This window comes from Thermosporothrix sp. COM3 (assembly GCF_059696735.1).
In genome coordinates this window covers 7,384,300-7,404,196 of the sequence record NZ_AP019376.1, presented here as the reverse complement: position 1 = coordinate 7,404,196, position 19,897 = coordinate 7,384,300, and the positions used below count along the sequence as shown (strand labels likewise).

Genomic DNA, 19,897 nt, shown 5'->3' with positions numbered 1-19,897 from the left:
TAGTATTGACAGAACACCACCTCAAACAATAGAATAAAAGAAGCAATCAGAGTCAGAATAATGTACTGTTTTGCTTCTCCAGGTGGTATGCTAATACAGATTGCACCCACGTATAGCAGAGAAACACAACTAGAAAGCAAAGAGGATAGACGATAATGGTGGCAGTCGCAGTCATCGGCGCACAATGGGGAGACGAAGGGAAAGGCAAAATTGTTGACGAGCTTTCAATGAAAGCCGATTTTGTGGTGCGATATCAGGGCGGCACCAACGCCGGGCACCGTGTCGTACACGAAAAGGGGGATTTCTCTTTTCGGATTGTTCCCTCCGGAATACTCTATCCTAATACAATCTGTGTCATTGGCAATGGTGTTGTGGTTGATCCCAAAAGCCTCATCATGGAAATGGAAGAGTTGCAGCAGCGGGGAATCGATATTTCACGCCTCTACATCAGTGAGCGCGCTCATGTCATCATGCCGTATCACTTCGTCCTAGATAAACTGGAAGAGGAAGCACGGGGGACTGAAAAAATTGATAGCTCGTTGCGCGGTCTGGGGCCAGCATACGTCGATAAGCATGCCCGCAGTGGTATTCGCATGGCAGATCTGCTCGATGTCGATACCTTCCGCGCCAAGCTTTCAACCATTTTGCAGCAGAAGAATCGCATGATTACCCAGATCTATGGGCAGCCGCCACTCTCACTGGAAGAGATCCACGGCGAGTACTTCGGCTACGGGCTCAAGTTGCGACCCTATATTGCAGATACCCAGAAAATGCTGCGCGATGCCCTCAGCGAGCACAAGATTATCCTGCTTGAAGGCACACAAGGCGCGCTGCTCGATGTCGATTTCGGAACCTATCCCTATGTGACCTACTCTTCCACTCTGGTAGCGAATGCCGCTGCCGGTGCAGGTTTGCCCCCTCGCTCCATTGATCGCATTATCGGCGTCTACAAAGCCTATACCACGCGTATCGGCAGCGGTCCTCTGCCAACAGAAATCTTTGATCCGGTCGGACTGGAAATGCGTAAGCGGGGGAAAGAGCATGGCCCCAATGACAGTCTCGAACGACGCTGTGGCTGGTTCGATGCTGTCGCAGGGCGCTTTATCTCAGAACTGAACGGTCTGGATGCAGCCGTCATTACCAAACTGGACGTTCTAGATACCTTGCCAACCATTAAAATCTGTACTGCGTATAATCTCCGAGGGCAGATTGTTCACAGCCTGCCCGCAACTCTGAGCGACCTTGCAGCCTGTGAACCCATCTACGAAGAGTTGCCGGGGTGGCAGTGCGATACCAGCAATATCAGCAACTATGAGCAACTCCCCCGGGAAGCTAAGGCCTATTTGAGACGACTGGAAGAGCTCCTTGAGACCCCTATCTATATGATTTCGGTCAGCCCTCAGCGTGGTCTGACCATTCAACTTCAAGATGTTCTGGCCCCCGAGAAATAGCACAGATCAGCGGCCTAGCGGTTTCTTCGCTATGGCCGCACCAGTCCGAGGATACTGAGCCGGGCAGCGTTTGCGCTGCTCCCAGACAAGCAACCTTCGTCCATCATCTAGCCCCGGAAGCTGAACCGGAACGTCCTCCTTGAACGCAGCTCCCACCATTGCGGCAGCACGCTTTCCGCTGGCAAGCTCTTCGCTCAGGTCGCCCTTTTTCGGCAACACAATCATACCCCCCACCTGACAGTACGGGGCGCAATATTCCAGCAAGACCGGCAGCGCTGAGACCGCCCGCGCCGTCACTATATCAAAGGAGGCACGATACTCGGGCTTCTGTCCCAGTTCTTCAGCCCGCCCGTGAATCACTTCGACGCCTTCAAGATGCAACATCTCTACCATATGCCGCAAGAACGTCACCTTTTTGTTAGTCGCCTCCAGCAGGGTGACCCGCCACTGTGGACGCACAAGCTTGAGCGCCAGCCCGGGGAACCCTGCCCCCGTCCCGATATCAAGCAAACGCGCCTCCTGCTGCTTACACACCAGCAACAGGGACAGGGAGTCCAGAAAATGCTTGATCAGGACCTCTTCCGGGTCTTTAATCGCTGTCAGGTTAAAGCGTGTATTCCAATCAAGCAGCTCGTCCCGGTAGCGCAGGAACAGTTCGACGGATCGTTCATCGATTCCAAGCTGTTGCAGGCCGGCAAGAAAATCATTGTATAAGCCTTCAGCCATCTCTCTCCTCAATCATCTTCATTCTCTCTTCTTCTGGCTACAGATCATGTGCGCGGCGAATAACGCGGATCTCATCACAGTGCTCCATCCAATGCCGTACCAGGATCCCGATCATCGCTCTGACGGATAGACGCCGCATATGCTCACCCTTTCCCAGAAAGACAAAGCGCTCCCAACTATCGGGCACCAGACGTACGATCTGTGCTATTCGCTGCCGATGAGCACGGATAAATGCCAGAGAAGGCTCAAGCGCACGTCGACCATACGCAAGCATTTCAGGCCAGAGCTTCTGATCATAGGGCCCCTCTTCAAGCGTCGCCCCGGATTGAGCCAGCGCGACCAGGATAGGCATCATATACAACCCCTCCACTTCTGCCAGATGGTGCACATTATAGCGTATTGACCACTCTTCTGGCGCCTTTTGGAGATCCAGTTCCGCCTCGGCCAGCCCCTCTAGTACCTGTGTCAGTTCTCGCATGCAACCCGTTTCATACCAGTCAAGCAGATGCTCAAGTGAACCCAATGCAATAAACTTGAGCGTGTAGCGATCCGGCATTTCAATACAGACATGCCGCTCCCCCCAGGGCCTCGTTTCAATCGAAAAGCCCGATGATATCCGCTGCCGGATGCTCTCTGCATCTCTGAGCCACGGTATCCCTTCCCCACGAAACCCGACCGTATCTCCCGGCTGAAAAACAAACTGCGTTCCGACCAAATACGCCTTCACATCCTCAACAGCAGCATCAGCCAGTAGCAGCGGGTCGCCGTCAGAGTCCAGCAGCAGCACCACCCCCTCGTCAAAACGCGCCTCCACTGTCTGAAAACCGACGCGTTCCACAAGAAACGAATGAAGCGCCTTCAGACTATGCACCTGCATAGCAATTGAAGGCGCTGGCGAGAAACCATTTACCACGCACACAGCTCCTTATAAGCAAGCAAAATAACGATGTTATCAAAGTATAGAGGAAAAATGAGCTTCCGGTAAGCCCCCAAAAAAAGAGAGCGGCGGATAGCAATAGTATCCGCCGCCCGCTGAAAGTCTAGTGCACAAATTTACGCTTACTGTTGAGGTAGTCAACCAGCAGGTATTCACCGAGGTTATCACGATCAGCATAGAACGTCCGTCCCCGGTTGATCTGGGATAGCTGGTTGACAAAAGCGATCATATAATCATCGTCGTACAGCATAAAGGTATTGATGGTAATGCCTTCACGCGTACAGCGCTGTGCTTCCAGCAAGGTCTGCTGTTCCGCGTAGGGACTCGGGAACGCAAACTGCCAGCCACCATAGCGCTCTTCATACCAGACGGTCGGGCCTCCATCGGTAATCATGATGATCTGCTTGTTGACGCCACGATGGCGCGCCAACAGTTGCCGCGCAAGCATCAGACCATGCGCCATATTAGTGCCACGGTCATTATCATAGCGACTGAGCTCAATCAACTCATGCGGCTTGTACTCACGCGCCACAAATGAGAAGCCCACCACATAGAGATTATCTCGCGGGAACTGTGAGCGAATCAGGCTTTCAAGCGCAATAGCGACCTTTTTGGCCGCCTGCTGACAACCGTTATACACCATACTCAGGCTCATATCGATCATCAGCACCGTGGATGACTGGGTTGAATACTCGGTTCGGTAGACCTCAAAATCATCCTGCGTGAGCCGGACAGGCGTTCCTGCCCCCTGACGAGTCACTGCATTCATCATCGTCTTTTCCAGATCGAGCAAGAACGGATCACCGAACTGATAGGGCTTACTCTCATCGGTTCGATCACCACCAGTGCCACGATAGGGAACCACATGTCGCCCGAAACCATCTCGTTTGAGCTTATTGAAGATATCCTGAAGCGCCTTCTGACCGATCTTCCGGATTGCCCGGGCCGTCAGTTCCCAACGGTTTCCGCGCTTCTCGATATAACCGGCCTCTTCCAGCATCTTCATCAACTCTTTCAACTGCTCAACGGACTGGTATTCTTCATCTCCTAGCAGTTCCTTGACTTTCTGGCTGTCAATCGCCTCCAGATCATCCAGACGACGGGCCTCCTGAAGCTCATCTTCCAGCCCCTCCATCTGCTGCATGCGCCCCATCATGCGCAGGGCCTCGTTCAGTGGCAGGGTTTCATTGCCTCTGAACGGGAACCGGGTGCGGATATCATCCATTGGAGCCAGGGCTTCCAGATGCGCAAACATCTCCATCATATCAACGCGAATCCGGTCATCTCCCAGCAGTTGATCTGACAACTGTTGTAGTTCCTCGCGTTGTTCAGGAGAGAGATTATCGAGAATGCCCTGCATCGCTGCCGACTGCATCTGCATCTGCTCGATCAGATCATCCAGAGAATTAACCCCCGGGAAGTACTGACCATGCTTTTGCATAAACGAATCGAAATCCGGCTCGTGTCCCTCGCGGCGCTCACGCAACATCTTATTCAGGTCGCGAATCATCTCGCGCAACCGGGTCACATCTTCCTGACTCATTGAGCGCAAGGATTGCTGCATTCCCTGAAAGAACTGCTGCATCATCTGCTGTTGCAAGCTATCCATCAATTCCTGAAACTTCTGGCGGGCCTGTGCATCCATAAAGTCATACTCGGAGAGCTTCTTCATCTGCCCCGGGATATCTTTTGGCAGGCTGTCCAGATAGTCCAGTTTGCGTTTTGCGATTGCTTCCAGCATGCGGCGCTTCTGCTCAGGAGACAGGCCATCACCCGACTGCTCCCCTTCAGAGGATTGCTGCCCTTCCTCACCCTGCTGCCCTGCACCTGACTGCTCCCCTTCAGAGGACTGCTGCATTCCCTCACCCTGCTGCCCGTTGCTCTGTTGTTCCTCCGCCGGCGACTCGGCGCCCTGGCGTTCAAGTCGTTGCTGAATCCCAGAGCGCTCCATCTGTTTAATCTCATCCAGCTTTTGCCGGAGATCATCCATCACGCCTGACGCCATGTTGTAGCGATTGAGCATCTCATTGCGCTGGCGGCGCAGGCGATCCATAAGCTCGCGCAAGCCCATTGCGCGGCGTCCATCTTCCCCGCGTACCCCTTCCTGCATCAGGCGTTTCATGGCCTGTTGCAGATTTCCATTTTCCAGGTAGTCATCTGAGAGGGCTTTCAGGATATCATCAGCATCGAGTCCCTCTAGCTGCTGCGTCCCATCCCAGCGTGAATACCCGTAACGTCTGCGAAAGAAGCGTTCTAGCATAAACCATGTCCTTTAGCGGCGATAGCGCACTTTTCCACGGACATCATCCTTATTGAGACGGCGATTCAGGTGCAATCCCTCAAGAATAAACTCGACGGATGATGCAATAGTCGCGGGGCTTCCCCGGCCTTTCAGACGGTCAATCGCTTTGCTAAGACCGCCAACCTTTGAAAGCTGATTCACATATTCCATCGCGGGCATGTCATCACCGACCTGAACGTGCAGCCCCCGCTCAAATCCAGCCAGCAATTGATCAAACTCACGCGCCTCAAAGTACTGGCCGAAAACGTTCAAAATTGCCATATTAATCAGCTTGCGCACAACGCGCTCTTCCTGCACATCGCCAATTGCATCCAGCTCAATCTTGCCACAGGTTGAGGCAAGGATAGCTGAAAGATCGCTCACCCGAGGCGCCACCTGACGCTCACCGAGGCGTAACGCGCGGCGACTGGCGTTACTGAGCACATTTTCAAAGTTCGCCACCGAAACACGCACGCTTACCCCCGAGCGCTGGCTGATATCGGTACTTCGCCGCGCCAGATGGGTAATCTCCGCAATCACTTCTTTCATAAAGTCCGGAACGAGGACTTCCAGCCCCTCCGTCTCGAAGTGATTGCTCTCCGACTCCATAATCCGAATCTCGTGTTCAACATCTGTCGGGTAGTGGGTGCGAATCTGCGAGCCGATACGGTCCTTCAACGGGGTGATAATGCGACCACGATTGGTATAATCTTCCGGGTTCGCACTGGCAACAACAAAGGTGTCCAGCGGCAACCGGATTTTATAACCGCGGATCTGAACGTCACGTTCCTCCATGATGTTCAGCAGACCAACCTGAATCCGCTCGGCAAGGTCTGGTAGCTCGTTAATACAGAAGATTCCACGGTTTGTGCGAGGAATTAAACCGTAGTGAATCGTCAGCTCATCAGAGAGATACCGCCCTTCAGCGACACGAATCGGGTCAACTTCACCGATCAGATCAGAAATGGTGATATCGGGCGTTGCCAGCTTCTCGCCATAGCGCCGCTCTCGGGGAATCCACTCGATTTCTGTTCTATCACCCAGTTCCGCGACTTTATCGCGCGCGTACTTGCTGATCGGCTCGAACGGATTGTCATTTATCTCGCTCCCGGCAATAATCGGGACATATTCATCCAGCAAATTGACCAGGCTTCGCGCCATACGCGTCTTTGCCTGACCACGTTCACCGAGAAAGATAATATCCTGACCGGAGAGTATCGCGTTCTCGATCTGGGGTATTACCGTCTCTTCATAGCCGATAATCCCTGGAAACAACTCTTCGCCTTTCCGAATTTTCTCTATCAGATTCTTGCGCATCTCTTCCTTTATGGAGAGCACTTTATAGCCGCTATCGCGCAATTCACCAATTGTCCGAGGTCGAGTAGTAATTGTCATTCAGTGCATAACCTTTCTTGGGGGACCGGCTTTGAGACGCATGCCTGACTCTGAGGAATGTTGCCCTATCAGACATGGGTCCCACAATACAAGAAACTAGTGGAACCAGTACTAGATTCTACACAGTCCGAGAAGATAAATGCAAGTCAGGCCGGTTCAAGCTGGCAGACAAAGGGCTATCTACTAGCTCGTCAACGGGCAACTGAGGCCGAACGAGCGCCTTACCTGCGAAAAAAGAAGGATTTGACGACAGAGAGCAACGTCAAACCCTTCCCAGAGGTCGAAACAGCGGTTCAGAAGAGGGATACCAGCGCTACAGATCTGGACCCTCTTCTCGTTTCAGGGGTACGATGTGGATATCCACATCCGGATTCAGGCGGAGAAGACGATTGATCACCGATCCATAGAGCATTTCTTCAAACCGGGTATGCGCGGGCTGGCCGACAACAATCTGTGTCGCTCGCTTTTGTCGCGCGATCTCAGCCAACAAAGCTGCGACATCATCCCCCTTAATGCGCAACACCTCCGCCCCCAGATCTTCAGCCAGCGTCATATGCTCCTCCAGGCGTTTCCGCGCCTCCGCACGATGCGCCTTGATCGCGCCGCGATACTTCACCAGCGCAAACAGACGGCGCAAGAAGGCCCGATATCCGCCAACCTCAATGGAAACTGCAACAAAGTCGGCATGCAGGCCATGTGCCAGCCGCCAGGCATCCCGAATAATCGAGCGGCTCTGCGGTCGATGGTCAAAGCCAACCAGCACCCGTTCATTGGTCTCCCAGGTTGTAGCCTGCATTGCATGTTCATCGAGATATTGCTGTAACTGGGACTCGGTTTTATTGGCGGTCAATCGGAGCGCGATTTCGCGGAGCGCCGTCAGGTTCCCCTCACGGAAGAAATTATTCAGCGCGGTCTCAATGCGTTCTGGAGGGTAAATATTGCCGTGTCGCATCCGCTGGCGCAGCGCCCGAGGAGCGATATCGATCAGCTCAACCTCATCGGCCTGATCGAGCACCCAATCAGGCAACGTCTCGCGAACTGTGATCCCGGTAATGTTGGAGACAAGGTCATTCAGGCTCTCCAGATGCTGGACGTTCAAAGTGGCAATCACATCAATCCCTGCCTCCAGAATTTCCAGCACATCCTGATACCGCTTCTTATGCTTTGAACCAGCCGCATTGGTATGTGCCAGCTCGTCAACCAGCGCCACTTCAGGGTAACGTTTCAGAATGGCATCTGTATCCATCTCCTCAAGCAGTACCCCCTTATAGAGAATCTGCTTGCGTGGTATGATCTCAAGGTCTCCTATCTGGGCCTCGGTTTGGGAGCGCTTATGCGTTTCCACATAGCCAATCACAACATCGGTACCGCGTTCCTTGCGCCGCCGCCCCTCATTGAGCATGGCATAGGTCTTGCCGACACCAGCCGCCGCGCCCAGATAGACACGCAGACGCCCTCGCCTGCGTGTCTGTCCTATCTCGGTACTGACCTGCTCCTCCTCATCAAGATGATACCGCTTGAGCAACGCTTCAGGATCAGGACGACCATCCTCACGCTGGAACTCTGGTGGCAGATCTGTCATACGCCAATGTTCTCCCGCTATTGCTTGAGCGCGTCCAGGGCAAGATTCAGCTCAAGCACATTGACATGCGGCTCACCGAGGAAGCCCAGGAAGCGGCCCTGTGTATGCTCCTTAATCACCTGCTCAACCTGTGCTTCGCTGATTCCCCGGGCCTTCGCGATACGTGGTACCTGATACTCCGCACCCGCAAGGGTAATGTCGGGATCAAGTCCAGAGCCAGAAGCAGTCACCAGATCAACCGGAATCGGCGTTCCCGGCTTCACATCAGGATTCTCCTTTTTCAGCTCTGCAATACGCTCCTCAACCGCTTTGGTCAGATTCTGGTTGGTTGGTCCCTGGTTGGAAGCGGTCGAGTTCTGTGCATTGTATGGCTCACTCCTGGAGCTATCCGAGACGCTCACTGTCACAGAAGGGCGTCCGTGAAAGTACTTCGGCTCGGTCCAGTACTGCCCGATCAGGTCTGAACCAATAGGTTTCCCATTTACCATATGAATGCTGCCATTCGCCTGATACGGGAAGAGAAGCTGCGCCAGTCCGGTGACTATTCCCGGATAAATCAGGCCGGTGATTATTACCAGAAGAATTGTAATCAGGACAGCGGGACGAATATAGTTTTTAACGGCACTCACAACCATGATAGCGTTTCCTCTTATCCTCAGCGGTAGAGCAACCCCGCGGGCCGCTCTACCAGTTCTCTGTTCAGGCCAGATGTAACAGCACCAGGACCAGATCGATAAGCTTGATCCCGATAAACGGAACAATCAAACCACCAAGTCCATAGAGCAGGAGATTCCGCCGTAGCAGGGTTCCAGCTCCGAGCGCTCGATACTTCACGCCCCGTAAGGCCAGCGGGATCAGGATGATAATAATGATAGCATTGAAGATCACCGCTGAAAGCACTGCACTATGCGGCGTCGCCAGATGCATAATGTTGAGCGCATTCAACTGCGGATAGGTGGCACTAAACATTGCCGGGATAATCGCGAAGTATTTCGCAACGTCGTTCGCGATACTGAAGGTAGTTAACGCGCCACGCGTCATCAGCAACTGCTTCCCTACTTCAACGACCTCAATCAGCTTGGTTGGGTTCGAGTCCAGATCAACCATGTTGGCGGCCTCTTTTGCGGCCTGTGTCCCGGTATTCATTGCCAGACCGACATCAGCCTGAGCCAGCGCGGGTGCATCGTTGGTTCCATCTCCGGTCATCGCAACCAGACGGCCACCGGCCTGCTGCTCCTTGATCAGCTTCATCTTGGTTTCAGGAGTTGCCTGCGCCAGGAAGTCATCAACGCCTGCCTCTTTCGCAATCGCCGCAGCGGTCAGTGGGTTATCGCCTGTGATCATGATCGTGCGAATACCCATGCGGCGAAGCTGCTCAAAGCGCTCACGCATACCGCCCTTCACAATGTCCTTCAGCTCAATCACCCCAAGCAGACGCGCCTGTCCTTTCCCTGCACCTTGCGTCACCATCTCAGCAACCACCAGCGGCGTACTGCCGGAACTGGCGATCTCTTTGACCAGCGCATCCAGCTCTTTGCTGCGCTGCCCACCATTCTCAATCACATATGTATTGACGGCATCGGAGGCACCCTTGCGGATCATGCGGACACCACCACCCTCGTTCAGATCAACGCCACTCATCCGTGTCTGGGCGGTGAAGGGAATAAAGGTAGCTCCAGTCTCCTCGGTTGCGTGCAGCCCATAGCGATCTTCAGCCAGCTTGACAATCGAGCGACCTTCTGGCGTTTCATCGGCAAGGCTGGAAAGCAGTGCCGCCTGCGCAAGCTCTCGTTCATGAACGCCCTGTGCAGGAACAAAGCGGCTGGCCATACGATTTCCCAGCGTAATCGTCCCGGTTTTATCGAGCAGCAGCACGTCGACATCTCCAGCCGCCTCGACAGCACGTCCACTCATTGCCAGCACATTGCGCTGAACCATGCGGTCCATACCAGCAATACCGATCGCTGAGAGCAGACCCCCAATTGTTGTCGGGATCAGACAGACCAACAACGCAATCAGTGTCGTGATCGATACCGCGTTTCCTGAATAGATCGCAAACGGCTCCAGCGTCACGACTGCCAGCAAGAAGATGATCGTCAGACTTGCCAGCAGGATATTCAGTGCGATCTCATTCGGAGTCTTCTGGCGGGCCGCACCCTCAACCAGTGAGATCATACGGTCAAGAAAGGTTTCACCAGGGTTCGCGCTGATCTTGACCACGATCCAGTCAGAAAGAACTCGTGTGCCCCCTGTGACTGCACTGCGATCACCGCCGCTCTCACGAATGACAGGAGCCGACTCACCAGTAATCGCCGACTCATCAACAGATGCAACCCCTTCGATCACCTCGCCATCACCCGGGATCACATCTCCCGCCTCAACCAGGACAACATCACCCTTGCGCAACTGTGGTGCCGAAATCTCTTCATAGGAGCTGTCACGCGAGGCAGAAGCCAGGCGCTTCGCCATCGTTGTCGTGCGTGTCTTGCGTAGCGCGTCGGCCTGTGCTTTGCCCCGGCCCTCGGCCATTGCTTCGGCAAAGTTTGCAAAGAGCACTGTAAACCAAAGCCAGAGCGTCACCCCTAGCACAAACCACATCTCGGCAGCAGGACCGGTAATGATCAGGCGAACCGCCTCAATAGTCGTGATGACGCTCCCGATCTCCACCACAAACATCACCGGGTTCTTCATCTGCCAGCGCGGATCCAATTTCTTCAATGCATCCAGCATCGCCCGACGCAGAATCGCCCCATTGAAAATGGAACTCGCATTGTTCTTCTTCTGAGATTTCCACTCTTTAGATTCTAAAGTACCGATACTCATTGCTTAAAACACCTTGCCCGAAAGCATCAGTAAATGCTCGACAATTGGCCCCAACGAATAGGCGGGGAAGTAGGTCAAAGCCCCAACGATCACAACTGTACCTGCCAGCAGGAAGACAAAGAGCGGGCCCGTAGTTGGGAATGTTCCCGGTCCAGCGGGAACCACCTTCTTCTTGACCATCGAACCGGCAATCGCCATTGTGGGTACAATAATCAGGAAACGTCCTAACAGCATCGCGAAGCCAATCGTCCAGTTGTAGAACGGCGTGTTTACGGCAAGCCCTCCAAACGCAGAGCCGTTATTTCCAGCACCAGACGTGTAGGCATACAGGATCTCTGAAAGTCCGTGCGGTCCCGGGTTCGCAATCGAACTGGTGCCAATTGGCAGTACAGCCGCCACAGCGCTCATAATCAGGATAGTTGCAGGCATTACCAGGATTGCCAGGGCAGCCATCTTCATTTCTTTCTTCTCGATCTTCTTGCCGAGATACTCAGGCGTACGGCCAACCATCAGACCAGCAATAAACACTGCGATAATGGCGAACAGGAGCATCCCATAGAGACCGGAGCCGACGCCACCGAAGATAACCTCACCAAGCGCGATATTCGCCATCGGGATCATACCACCAAGCGGGGTATAGCTATCATGGAAGCCGTTCACCGCGCCACAGGAAGCAACCGTTGTCACGACAGCAAAGAGTGCGGATTGCGTAATTCCAAAGCGAACCTCTTTGCCTTCCATGTTGCCGCCCGCCTGCAAATCAGTTACAGACAGATTCGCTCCTGCCTTTGTCAGCAACGGGTTCCCGGCTTGCTCGGCTGACATGGCAACCGCAATACCGATCACAAAGAGCAGCGCCATTGCAGCCCAGATGGCCCATCCCTGCTTTGTATTGCCGACTGAGCGTCCAAAGGTGTATACTAGTGCGGCAGGAATGACCAGAATGGCCAGCATCTCAATCATATTCGTCAGCACATTGGGATTCTCAAATGGGTGTGCCGAGTTCGCATTGAAGAAACCACCGCCGTTTGTGCCAAGCTCTTTAATAATCTCTTGCGAGGCAACCGGCCCCTGTGCAATAACCTGTTTCACGCCCTCAAGCGATGTCACCTCAACATAAGGCTGAAAGTTCTGCACCACCCCCTGCGAGACCAGCACCAGCGCCCCTACTATACAGATAGGAATCAATATATAAAGCGTGATACGTGTCAGATCTACCCAGAAGTTCCCGAGTGCCTGAGCGCTCTTGCGCGAAAGCCCACGGATCAGAGCAACCGCTATTGCGATGCCAGCAGCCGCAGAAACAAAGTTCTGGAACGCCAGCCCTGCCATCTGGGTCAGATAGCTCATCGTTTGCTCACCACCATACGCCTGCCAGTTGGTATTTGTTGTAAAACTGGCCGCCGTATTAAAGGCCAGATTTGGCTCGACAGCGCCAAATCCCTGGGGGTTCAAGGGAAGCCAGCCCTGAATGCGTTGAAGCAGATACAGAAACAGCATACTGGCCAGGCTGAACGCAAGCATGGAGACGGTATATCCGGTCCATTTCTGCTCCTCATCAGCCTTCACACCACAGATCCGGTAGATCAGATTCTCTACGGGCCGCAGGACAGGCGTAAGCCAGGTCTTCTGACCATTAAACACGTAGTACATATACAGGCCAAGCGGCTTCGTGAGGAGCAGCAGAATGACCAGAAAAACAAGGACCTGCAAGATCGAGTTCACCATTACAGGCATAACCAAAACACCTCAACAACAGCTAAAATTTCTCCGGTGCAAGCAAAGCGACAAAAAGATACACCCCGAGCACCAGGGCAACAATACCAACCAGAACGTATTCAACGGGAGTATTCATTCTCTGGTAGTCCTCCTACAAGCGGTCACATGCATAGGTAAATGCAACACAGAGTAGAAAAAACACAACAGTCGCAAGAACAACGAGCAGATCCAGCATTCTCACGCCTCCTCATCTGCACGGCAAGGGATTGAATTTGAAGTATAATGACGATCAGATGCGGCCTCAGCAGCCAGCCGGAGTAACGCATCCATCACGAACGGCTTGGGCAAGTAGGCAAGGGGGCGAAATTCCGCCAGGCGTCGTGGACTGACGCGAACCGCTGAGAGCACGACCACTGGAAGCTTACCCGCATGGTTTCCCTCTGGCAGCGGTTGAAGCACTCGCTCCTGTAAGGCACATCGCAGCACATCCCAGCCCGTTTGATCTGGCAGGTTGATATCCAGAATAATCAGATCAAACGTCTGTGTCCGCAGGCAATGCAACGCCTGTTCCACGTCAGTGGCGCTCGTAGTCAGATGCCCACGAGCCCGCAGGTTCCGCATAATGAGCTGACAGAGCATTGCATCATCTTCAACCAGTAGCAGACGTGCCCCTTGCATACTCACCCCTTTCTAGCGCTTCATACTCCGAAAGAACTTCCGAAAGCCACATCAGAAACTATACCCCCTGTTCGCTCAAGGTGGTATAAAAAGAGTAAAGAGGATTCTCAAAATTTGCTCAAGATTTCTATGGAGAGGACCGAAAGCATTTGATCTTTCTCAATTGGACTCGTTCTTATCATGGAAGAGGATTCTCAAGTTGTACTCAAGAAAAACAGTAGAATCCTTAAAATTTTCTCAGAAATTGGCACGAAAAAACCTTACTTGTTCCGTTGGGCTATGCTAAACTATGTAGATACGTGACCAGAAGCGAACTCATGGTCAGAAGCGAGAAACGTCATAGGCAAAACACAACCATTCTTTTTAAAGGATGACACAACAACATGGCACAGGAATCTGTGGCACCAACAACAGCAGACGTAACACATGGAGACGAGCAACACGGCAAACAAAATGCTCTCGGCCCTATTCTTTGTTGGGCCGTCGTCTTTGCCGATATAGGAACCTCTATTTACTACACCCCGGGTATTCTGTATCACAACGTACAAGGATTGGCAGGCTTCTTTGTCTTTCTGACAATGGCCGTCTTTGTGCTATTGACGCTGAAATACACTGAGGTTTCTCACCGCTTTCCGCAGGGCGGTGGTGTCGTAACGGTTGCCGCTCATGCCCTGAACCCCTGGTTTGGCGCATTGGGCGGTATGTTTATTCTTGTAGACTACTTTTTGACGGCAACAATCAGCTGTCTCTCGGGTGTTATCTACCTGAGCGTCGTTTTTCCGGCCCTACATCCCTGGGCGGAATGGGTCACTATAGGTGTGCTCATCCTGCTTGGCCTGCTTAACTGGGTCGGTATCAGTGAGAGTGCCAAAGTCAGTTTGATTGGCGCGGCAATTGCATTTGTTAGCGATATCGCCATTCTCATCACGGTATTCACACACATCTCATTTGGTGAATTCCTGGCGCTCTTTCCCCGGATGTTCCAGGAATCTCATCTGACGTTTCCTGCTTTACTTGTGGGCTTCGGGAATGCCTTCCTTGCGTTCTCGGGATTGGAAAGTATCTCGCAGCTTTCCCCGGTAATGAAATTACCTCGGAAGAAAACCGCAGGGCTTGCAATGTTCCTGGTGGTGCTAACGATAGGTATAACCAGCCCACTGCTCACGACCCTCTCAACGATGCTGCTCAAAGATGCAGCTCAGGATCCCGTTCGCAATGAGCAGATCATCTCGCTCCTGGCCGGTCACTGGGGCAATACGATCCTTCAGGCAGAAGTCGCGATCAGTGCAGGTGCCTTGCTGATCTTCGCCAGTAATACCGCGATTATTGGCGCATACCACGTGTTTATGGCGCTGGCACGGATGGAATTTCTTCCATCTTTCCTGCTCAAGCGCAATAAGCTACGCAATACACCGCATTTCGCGATCCTGCTGGCGGTCGGTGTCCCTATTGCGGTCCTGATTCTGGTCCAGGGGAATCTGACAATTCTTGGCGATATGTACGCCTTCGGTCTCTTAGGCGCCTTTGCCCTGACCTGCCTGGGTCTGGATATCATTCGTGCCAGAGACTGGAAGAAGGCACGGGAAGCGGAGGAAGCAGAAGAATGGGGAAGATTACTCGGTCCTTCAGAACCATTGACTGGTACAGATGGGCAACGAGAAGTAACAACCACGCACGATTTACAGCTTTCGGGCACTCCACAGCCACAGCGCACCGGTGCACTAGCAGCCAATACCCAGGAAGCAGAGGTTATGGCTTCGGAGGCCGAAACCAAAAGCCTGTGGTTTAAGATTGATTACTTCCTGGGTATACTCACCACTCTTCTGGTAACGATAGCCTGGACTACCAACCTGGTAACCAAGCATCTGGCAACAATTTTCGGCGGCGTTATCACCATCATCGGTATGGGAGTAGCGTATCTGGTCTATATTCGCGCCAAGAAGGTAACAGGACGCGTCCCTGTGCCTATCGTCGTCACGCGGATCGAAGGACGCATCCCGAATTCAGTGCTCGCTATTCTTTTGCCGGATAACGAACACAACAAGGCGGTTATTCGCGCGGCTATCACCAACGCGGATCAGGAGAAGCCAATTATGTTTGTCTATCTGAGTAACCGCCAGCCACGCCAGCAAACGCCTCGGATGATGGAAATTGTTGATCCGTATCTGGAAGACACGCAGGCGAAACAGTACTTCGGTCGCGCCGAAAGCCTCGCACAGCAGGCAAAAGTACCACTGCGCCGCTATGTGTATCTCCAGGGTGGCCCTGAAAGCGTCACACACATCTGGCAAATCGTGAATCCGCATGATACGGTCATTGCTGCCTCGGATAACGACTATATCAAAGACATCAATCCTGACCGTATTCGTTACGAGCTTACGCCTTACGGGAAAGTGGCTCACCTGCTGAAGACGTGGTAAACGCTTGCTTTATTCTCGCTCTTCGCTACTAAAGCGATAGCCCACGCCTGAAATGGTAAGAATAAAGCGAGGATGAGCGGGGTCTGGCTCTATTTTGCGACGCAACTGCCCGATATATACGTGCAGATAATGCGCCTCAGAGCCATACCCTGCGCCCCACACCTGCGAAAGCAACATCTGCCGCGTCATAATCTTCCCTCGATTGTTCACCAACGCCTTTAACAGATCATATTCGGTTGGTGTCAACTTCACATCTTTCCCGTTCACCTGTACAGCCCGCAGGGCAAAGTCAATCCGGAGCGGCCCGGACTCAAAAACAGGCTCGGTCCCTGCCTGCACCTGTGCCGAATGCCGTAAGGCCACTCGCACCCGCGCCAGCACTTCATTGATCCCGAACGGTTTGGAAACATAGTCATCCGCTCCAAGATCAAGCGCCAGCACTTTATCACGCTCGGTATCTTTGACAGATAAGATAATAATGGGCAGATTGGATTGTTCGCGCACCCGCTTACATACTTCCAGGCCACTGATCCCCGGCAACCCGAGATCCAGCAGAACCAGATCAGGCCGGTGACGCATGATCTCATCCAGTGCCTCTTCACCACTTCCCGTTGTAAAGACCTCGTAGCCATGCGCCGTTAAACTGCGCTGCAATGCCCGCACAATCTCGATCTCATCATCAACGACCAGAATACGTGCACCGCTTTTACTCATTATCCCTCCTGTACTCCCTTTTCTAAGGGTAACGTAAACCGGAAAAGCGCGCCTCCGCCTTCCCGATTCTCGGCCCAGATTCGCCCTCCATGTGCCTCAACCAGCCCGCGACAAACCGCCAGACCCAGTCCAGAACCCATAATGCTGGTATTCTTGCGCTTTGTTTCCAGTACCCGGTAAAACTTATCAAAGATGCGCTCTATATCTGCCGGAGGAATGCCCGGTCCGTAATCGCCAACACTGATCAGGAGGTCTTGACTGCGAGCCTCAACAGAGACCTCAATTGGTGAGGCGGGTGGCGTATAGCGCACCGCGTTCTCGATCAGGTTGGTAAGCACCTGATCCATCTGCAAGTAGTCAATCTCAACCGGGGGCAACTCATCCGGGATCGTCGTTCGAACCTCGCGTCCTCGCAGCATGGGGCTTAAACGCTCCAGCACGTCATAGATCAGCTCATTAACGAGATACCATTCTTTCTCTGGCTTTAACGCGCCTCCCTCAATGCGCGACATATCAAGCAGATTCCCGACCAATCGATTCAAGCGATCTGCTTCCGTCTCAATCGCTTGCGCAAAACTACGCCGCTCTTCCGGGTTCCATTCCACGTCCTCCTGAAGCAAACTACTGGCAGCCGCTTTAATCGAGGCCAGTGGCGTGCGCAAGTCGTGCGACACCGAGGAGAGGAGCGCGGTTCGTAAGGCATCCGTTCGGCGCAATAATTCTACCTGCAAGTTCTCCTGTTGTAAACGCGCCCGATCGATGACCGCTGTCGCCTGATCCAAAAAGGTCCAGAAAAAGGTTTGCTGTGGATCTTTCCGCACATCGCTGATCCGCAAACTGCGTGCCAGCGAAAACCGCCGCGAATCATCCTCAACCAGCAGTCGCGCCACGCCTATCACGCGTACCCCCACACGAAGGGGCAACATGCGCACATATAGATTTCGTTGTCGCCCTTCGCGTAGATCACGCCGAAACCAGTAGGAAGAGCTTGAATGAGGCCCGTTATCTTCTAAATAGAGATCGACAATCTTTCCTTCGCGCATGGCCGACTCCGCCGTTATCGCCTCATCAGCGGAGAGCCGCATATGCTCGGCAACATGGCAGGCGTCGGCCCGCAAGGTCAACACCCCACGCTCATCGGGCAACAGAATAGCGCAATCACGCACTCCAGCAGACAAGAACACCTGTAGAATAGAGTCTGCCACCACCTGAAGCTGTCGTTCAAGATTCTCTTCATCCAACGTTGCTCGCACCAGATTATAAAGGGCTCGCGTTTCCCCCTCACGCTTTTTAGCCTCCTCCGCCTGTTGCCGTAGACGAGCAGCCAACTGACCGGTAATCACCGAGATCAACAAGCAGATAAAAAGCGCTAACCATTCTTCAAACCGATGAATAGTAAAGGTATAGATCGGATCAACGAGCAGATAATCAAACGAGAGAAAGGCAACAATGGTCGCGACCAGCGCTGCATAGAGCCCGCGGGTTGTTGCCAGAAGGAGTACCGCCAGCAGGTACAGAAAGGTGATATTCGGAATCTTCGGATACAACCCGAACAGGAGGATAATACCCGAGAGACACAGCGCACTCACCAGACCAAGCAGCGTATCGATCAAACAGCGCTCTTTTCTTTCACCCCTTCTCGCCCCTAAAAATAATATCTGCTCAATAGACTTCTTCATCACGTCACCAGCGCAATCACAGTTCTCTCTGCCTGTCAATCAGGCAGTTTCACTGCCAAGCATATCACACAACAATGGACAACGAAAAATCCTTCCTCGCCCCGAGAAAAACACTGACAAGAAGCACGCTCTATGTTATACTCAGACTCATGGGAAAGCCACGCGTTCTTCTTATCTTGCTGCTTCTGCTGGTCGGATTGTCAGCCTGCGCACCCGGGCACACAGGAACGAACGTCCTTGCGTATCTCCGTGATGGGAAAGTATGGACAGCAGATCCTGACGGGAATAACGCCTTTGCGGTGATTTCTCCAAATACGGAGGTCATCGGGTATAGCTGGTCGCCCGATCATCATATATTCGCGTTTCGCAGTCTGGACCCGGAGTTTGCCAAAACGCCGGCGGCCCGACAGATCGCACGTCATCCGCTTACGGGCCTGGTCGCTGACATGCCTGCACTGGTTCAAACCGTTGGCGTTGACGGAGGCTACCCTATAGCCGTAGCGTTCTCCAATCCGCATACGCAATATAGCAATCCAGAATGGAATAAGGCGGGCACACGCCTTGTCTTCCGACGCTCGCAGGTCTCGGAGTCGGTACCGCTGGAAAGCCGTACCTGGCTGGTCACCCAGAACGATCAGCCCGGCGAAATTGCCGCTCGCTATCTCCCCGGGACATACTCCATACCTTCACTCTCATACCAGAACAATCTTGTGGCGGCAAACTCCGAACAAGGCTTGTACACAAGTACGCAGGAAGCGACTGATCAGCACTTCTTGACTCGCGAAGTGCTGCCCGGACACCCACTCCCGGCCTCGCTGGAACGCGTTCTCTGGCAACCCAACAGCAATGATAGCAGCGTCCTGTATGCCATCAAAGCGGGACCACAAAAAGAGGGCGAACGTTTACAGGTTCAGCTTATCCTGCACACCCTCTCCTCTGGAAAGACCACGACCTTGACAACCTGTACCTGCACACAGTTCGCCTGGGCACCAGACGGAAAATCCATTCTGTATAGTGATAGCAATGACCTTTTCCTGCTTGATCTTCAGACAAAAGCAACCCTGACCTTGCCCAAAGCAGGCAATAGCGTGCCCTACTGGTCACCAGATAGCCGCTTCCTCCTGCTCGATGGCGACAACTCCCTGCAAATGGTCGAGCCTGCACAGAAACGGATCACCACCCTCTTGAGCGCCGAGCATTCCAAGAAGCAGGCATCATCAGTGATATTGTCTTCGCCTGAAGCACTCCTTCAGCCAGTGACAAACAATATCTGGTTCTCCAATAGCCGTCAGTTTCTCTTTCTTACCCGAGATCGCTTGCTCTGGCAGGGACACCCCTTGCAACAGGGAAACGGATTGTATACTATCACTATTGATACGACAGGCAACCCACAGGGTCAACCGGTACAGGCCGCAAGTGGCAACATCCAACAAGCCGGGTGGGCCTATCAGGATGCAAATACATCTTTCCTGTTTTAAGGAAAAGAAAGCAG

Annotated in this window: 15 protein-coding genes; 3 read left to right on the top strand and 12 right to left on the bottom strand. The window is 53.2% G+C overall.

The genetic code is table 11. The features are described from left to right. Positions 1-155 precede the first annotated feature (155 nt). Positions 156-1,451, top strand: coding sequence for an adenylosuccinate synthase (locus KTH_RS31665; protein WP_111321342.1), 1,296 nt, complete (start codon positions 156-158; stop codon positions 1,449-1,451). A gap of 6 nt (positions 1,452-1,457) precedes the next feature. On the opposite strand, the gene rsmG is transcribed toward KTH_RS31665, so the two are convergent. From rsmG to KTH_RS31615, 10 genes are all read right to left on the bottom strand, one after another. Continuing rightward, on the bottom strand, positions 1,458-2,177 hold the full coding sequence (gene rsmG / locus KTH_RS31660; protein WP_111321344.1) for a 16S rRNA (guanine(527)-N(7))-methyltransferase RsmG: 720 nt from the start codon (positions 2,175-2,177) through the stop codon (positions 1,458-1,460). Positions 2,178-2,214: 37 nt separating this feature from the next. Then, positions 2,215-3,090 (bottom strand): DinB family protein, encoded by an 876-nt coding sequence (locus KTH_RS31655; RefSeq protein ID WP_111321346.1) that lies wholly within the window; start codon positions 3,088-3,090, stop codon positions 2,215-2,217. A 127-nt stretch (positions 3,091-3,217) separates the two neighbouring features. Then, positions 3,218-5,374, bottom strand: coding sequence for a VWA domain-containing protein (locus KTH_RS31650; protein WP_111321348.1), 2,157 nt, complete (start codon positions 5,372-5,374; stop codon positions 3,218-3,220). 12 nt (positions 5,375-5,386) lie between these two features. Further along, entirely contained in the window at positions 5,387-6,790 is a 1,404-nt protein-coding gene (locus tag KTH_RS31645; protein WP_111321350.1) for a MoxR family ATPase, read from the bottom strand. A 313-nt stretch (positions 6,791-7,103) separates the two neighbouring features. Next, a complete protein-coding gene (locus tag KTH_RS31640) occupies positions 7,104-8,372 on the bottom strand; it encodes a sensor protein KdpD (RefSeq protein WP_111321352.1) in 1,269 nt (422 codons plus the stop codon). A 17-nt stretch (positions 8,373-8,389) separates the two neighbouring features. Next, entirely contained in the window at positions 8,390-9,007 is a 618-nt protein-coding gene (kdpC, locus tag KTH_RS31635) for a potassium-transporting ATPase subunit KdpC (protein ID WP_111321354.1), read from the bottom strand. A 64-nt stretch (positions 9,008-9,071) separates the two neighbouring features. Further along, complete coding sequence (gene kdpB, locus KTH_RS31630; protein ID WP_111321356.1) at positions 9,072-11,195, bottom strand: potassium-transporting ATPase subunit KdpB; 2,124 nt, start codon at positions 11,193-11,195, stop codon at positions 9,072-9,074. 3 nt (positions 11,196-11,198) lie between these two features. Continuing rightward, positions 11,199-12,932, bottom strand: a complete 1,734-nt coding sequence (gene kdpA / locus KTH_RS31625; RefSeq protein ID WP_111321358.1) for a potassium-transporting ATPase subunit KdpA — start codon at positions 12,930-12,932, stop codon at positions 11,199-11,201. 22 nt (positions 12,933-12,954) lie between these two features. Continuing rightward, the gene (kdpF, locus tag KTH_RS31620; RefSeq protein WP_111321360.1) at positions 12,955-13,050 is read right to left on the bottom strand and encodes a K(+)-transporting ATPase subunit F; all 96 of its coding nucleotides are present in this window, start codon (positions 13,048-13,050) and stop codon (positions 12,955-12,957) included. 101 nt (positions 13,051-13,151) lie between these two features. Further along, entirely contained in the window at positions 13,152-13,592 is a 441-nt protein-coding gene (locus KTH_RS31615; protein ID WP_111321362.1) for a response regulator, read from the bottom strand. Between the two features lie 383 nt (positions 13,593-13,975). Between KTH_RS31615 and KTH_RS31610 the strand changes: the two genes are divergently transcribed. Continuing rightward, positions 13,976-16,012 (top strand): APC family permease, encoded by a 2,037-nt coding sequence (locus tag KTH_RS31610; protein ID WP_111321364.1) that lies wholly within the window; start codon positions 13,976-13,978, stop codon positions 16,010-16,012. A gap of 9 nt (positions 16,013-16,021) precedes the next feature. Here the strand turns inward: KTH_RS31610 and KTH_RS31605 are convergent, their stop codons facing one another. Continuing rightward, on the bottom strand, positions 16,022-16,726 hold the full coding sequence (locus KTH_RS31605; RefSeq protein WP_111321366.1) for a response regulator transcription factor: 705 nt from the start codon (positions 16,724-16,726) through the stop codon (positions 16,022-16,024). Next, complete coding sequence (locus KTH_RS31600; RefSeq protein WP_111321368.1) at positions 16,726-18,405, bottom strand: sensor histidine kinase; 1,680 nt, start codon at positions 18,403-18,405, stop codon at positions 16,726-16,728. Before KTH_RS31600 ends, KTH_RS31605 begins: the two co-directional genes overlap by 1 nt. Before the next feature lie 149 nt (positions 18,406-18,554). Here KTH_RS31600 and KTH_RS31595 point away from each other — a divergent pair, with 149 nt between their 5' ends. After that, a complete protein-coding gene (locus KTH_RS31595; RefSeq protein ID WP_111321370.1) occupies positions 18,555-19,883 on the top strand; it encodes a hypothetical protein in 1,329 nt (442 codons plus the stop codon). Positions 19,884-19,897 lie beyond the last annotated feature (14 nt).

Coding starts and splice junctions, on each gene's coding strand:
- KTH_RS31615 (WP_111321362.1), bottom strand. CDS start 13,592: ATGCAAGGGGCACGTCTGCTACTGGTTGAAGATGATGCAATGCTCTGT.
- kdpC (WP_111321354.1), bottom strand. CDS start 9,007: ATGGTTGTGAGTGCCGTTAAAAACTATATTCGTCCCGCTGTCCTGATT.
- rsmG (WP_111321344.1), bottom strand. CDS start 2,177: ATGGCTGAAGGCTTATACAATGATTTTCTTGCCGGCCTGCAACAGCTT.
- KTH_RS31610 (WP_111321364.1), top strand. CDS start 13,976: ATGGCACAGGAATCTGTGGCACCAACAACAGCAGACGTAACACATGGA.
- KTH_RS31645 (WP_111321350.1), bottom strand. CDS start 6,790: ATGACAATTACTACTCGACCTCGGACAATTGGTGAATTGCGCGATAGC.
- kdpF (WP_111321360.1), bottom strand. CDS start 13,050: ATGAATACTCCCGTTGAATACGTTCTGGTTGGTATTGTTGCCCTGGTG.
- KTH_RS31650 (WP_111321348.1), bottom strand. CDS start 5,374: ATGCTAGAACGCTTCTTTCGCAGACGTTACGGGTATTCACGCTGGGAT.
- kdpA (WP_111321358.1), bottom strand. CDS start 12,932: ATGCCTGTAATGGTGAACTCGATCTTGCAGGTCCTTGTTTTTCTGGTC.
- KTH_RS31600 (WP_111321368.1), bottom strand. CDS start 18,405: ATGAAGAAGTCTATTGAGCAGATATTATTTTTAGGGGCGAGAAGGGGT.
- KTH_RS31640 (WP_111321352.1), bottom strand. CDS start 8,372: ATGACAGATCTGCCACCAGAGTTCCAGCGTGAGGATGGTCGTCCTGAT.
- KTH_RS31665 (WP_111321342.1), top strand. CDS start 156: ATGGTGGCAGTCGCAGTCATCGGCGCACAATGGGGAGACGAAGGGAAA.
- KTH_RS31595 (WP_111321370.1), top strand. CDS start 18,555: ATGGGAAAGCCACGCGTTCTTCTTATCTTGCTGCTTCTGCTGGTCGGA.
- kdpB (WP_111321356.1), bottom strand. CDS start 11,195: ATGAGTATCGGTACTTTAGAATCTAAAGAGTGGAAATCTCAGAAGAAG.
- KTH_RS31605 (WP_111321366.1), bottom strand. CDS start 16,726: ATGAGTAAAAGCGGTGCACGTATTCTGGTCGTTGATGATGAGATCGAG.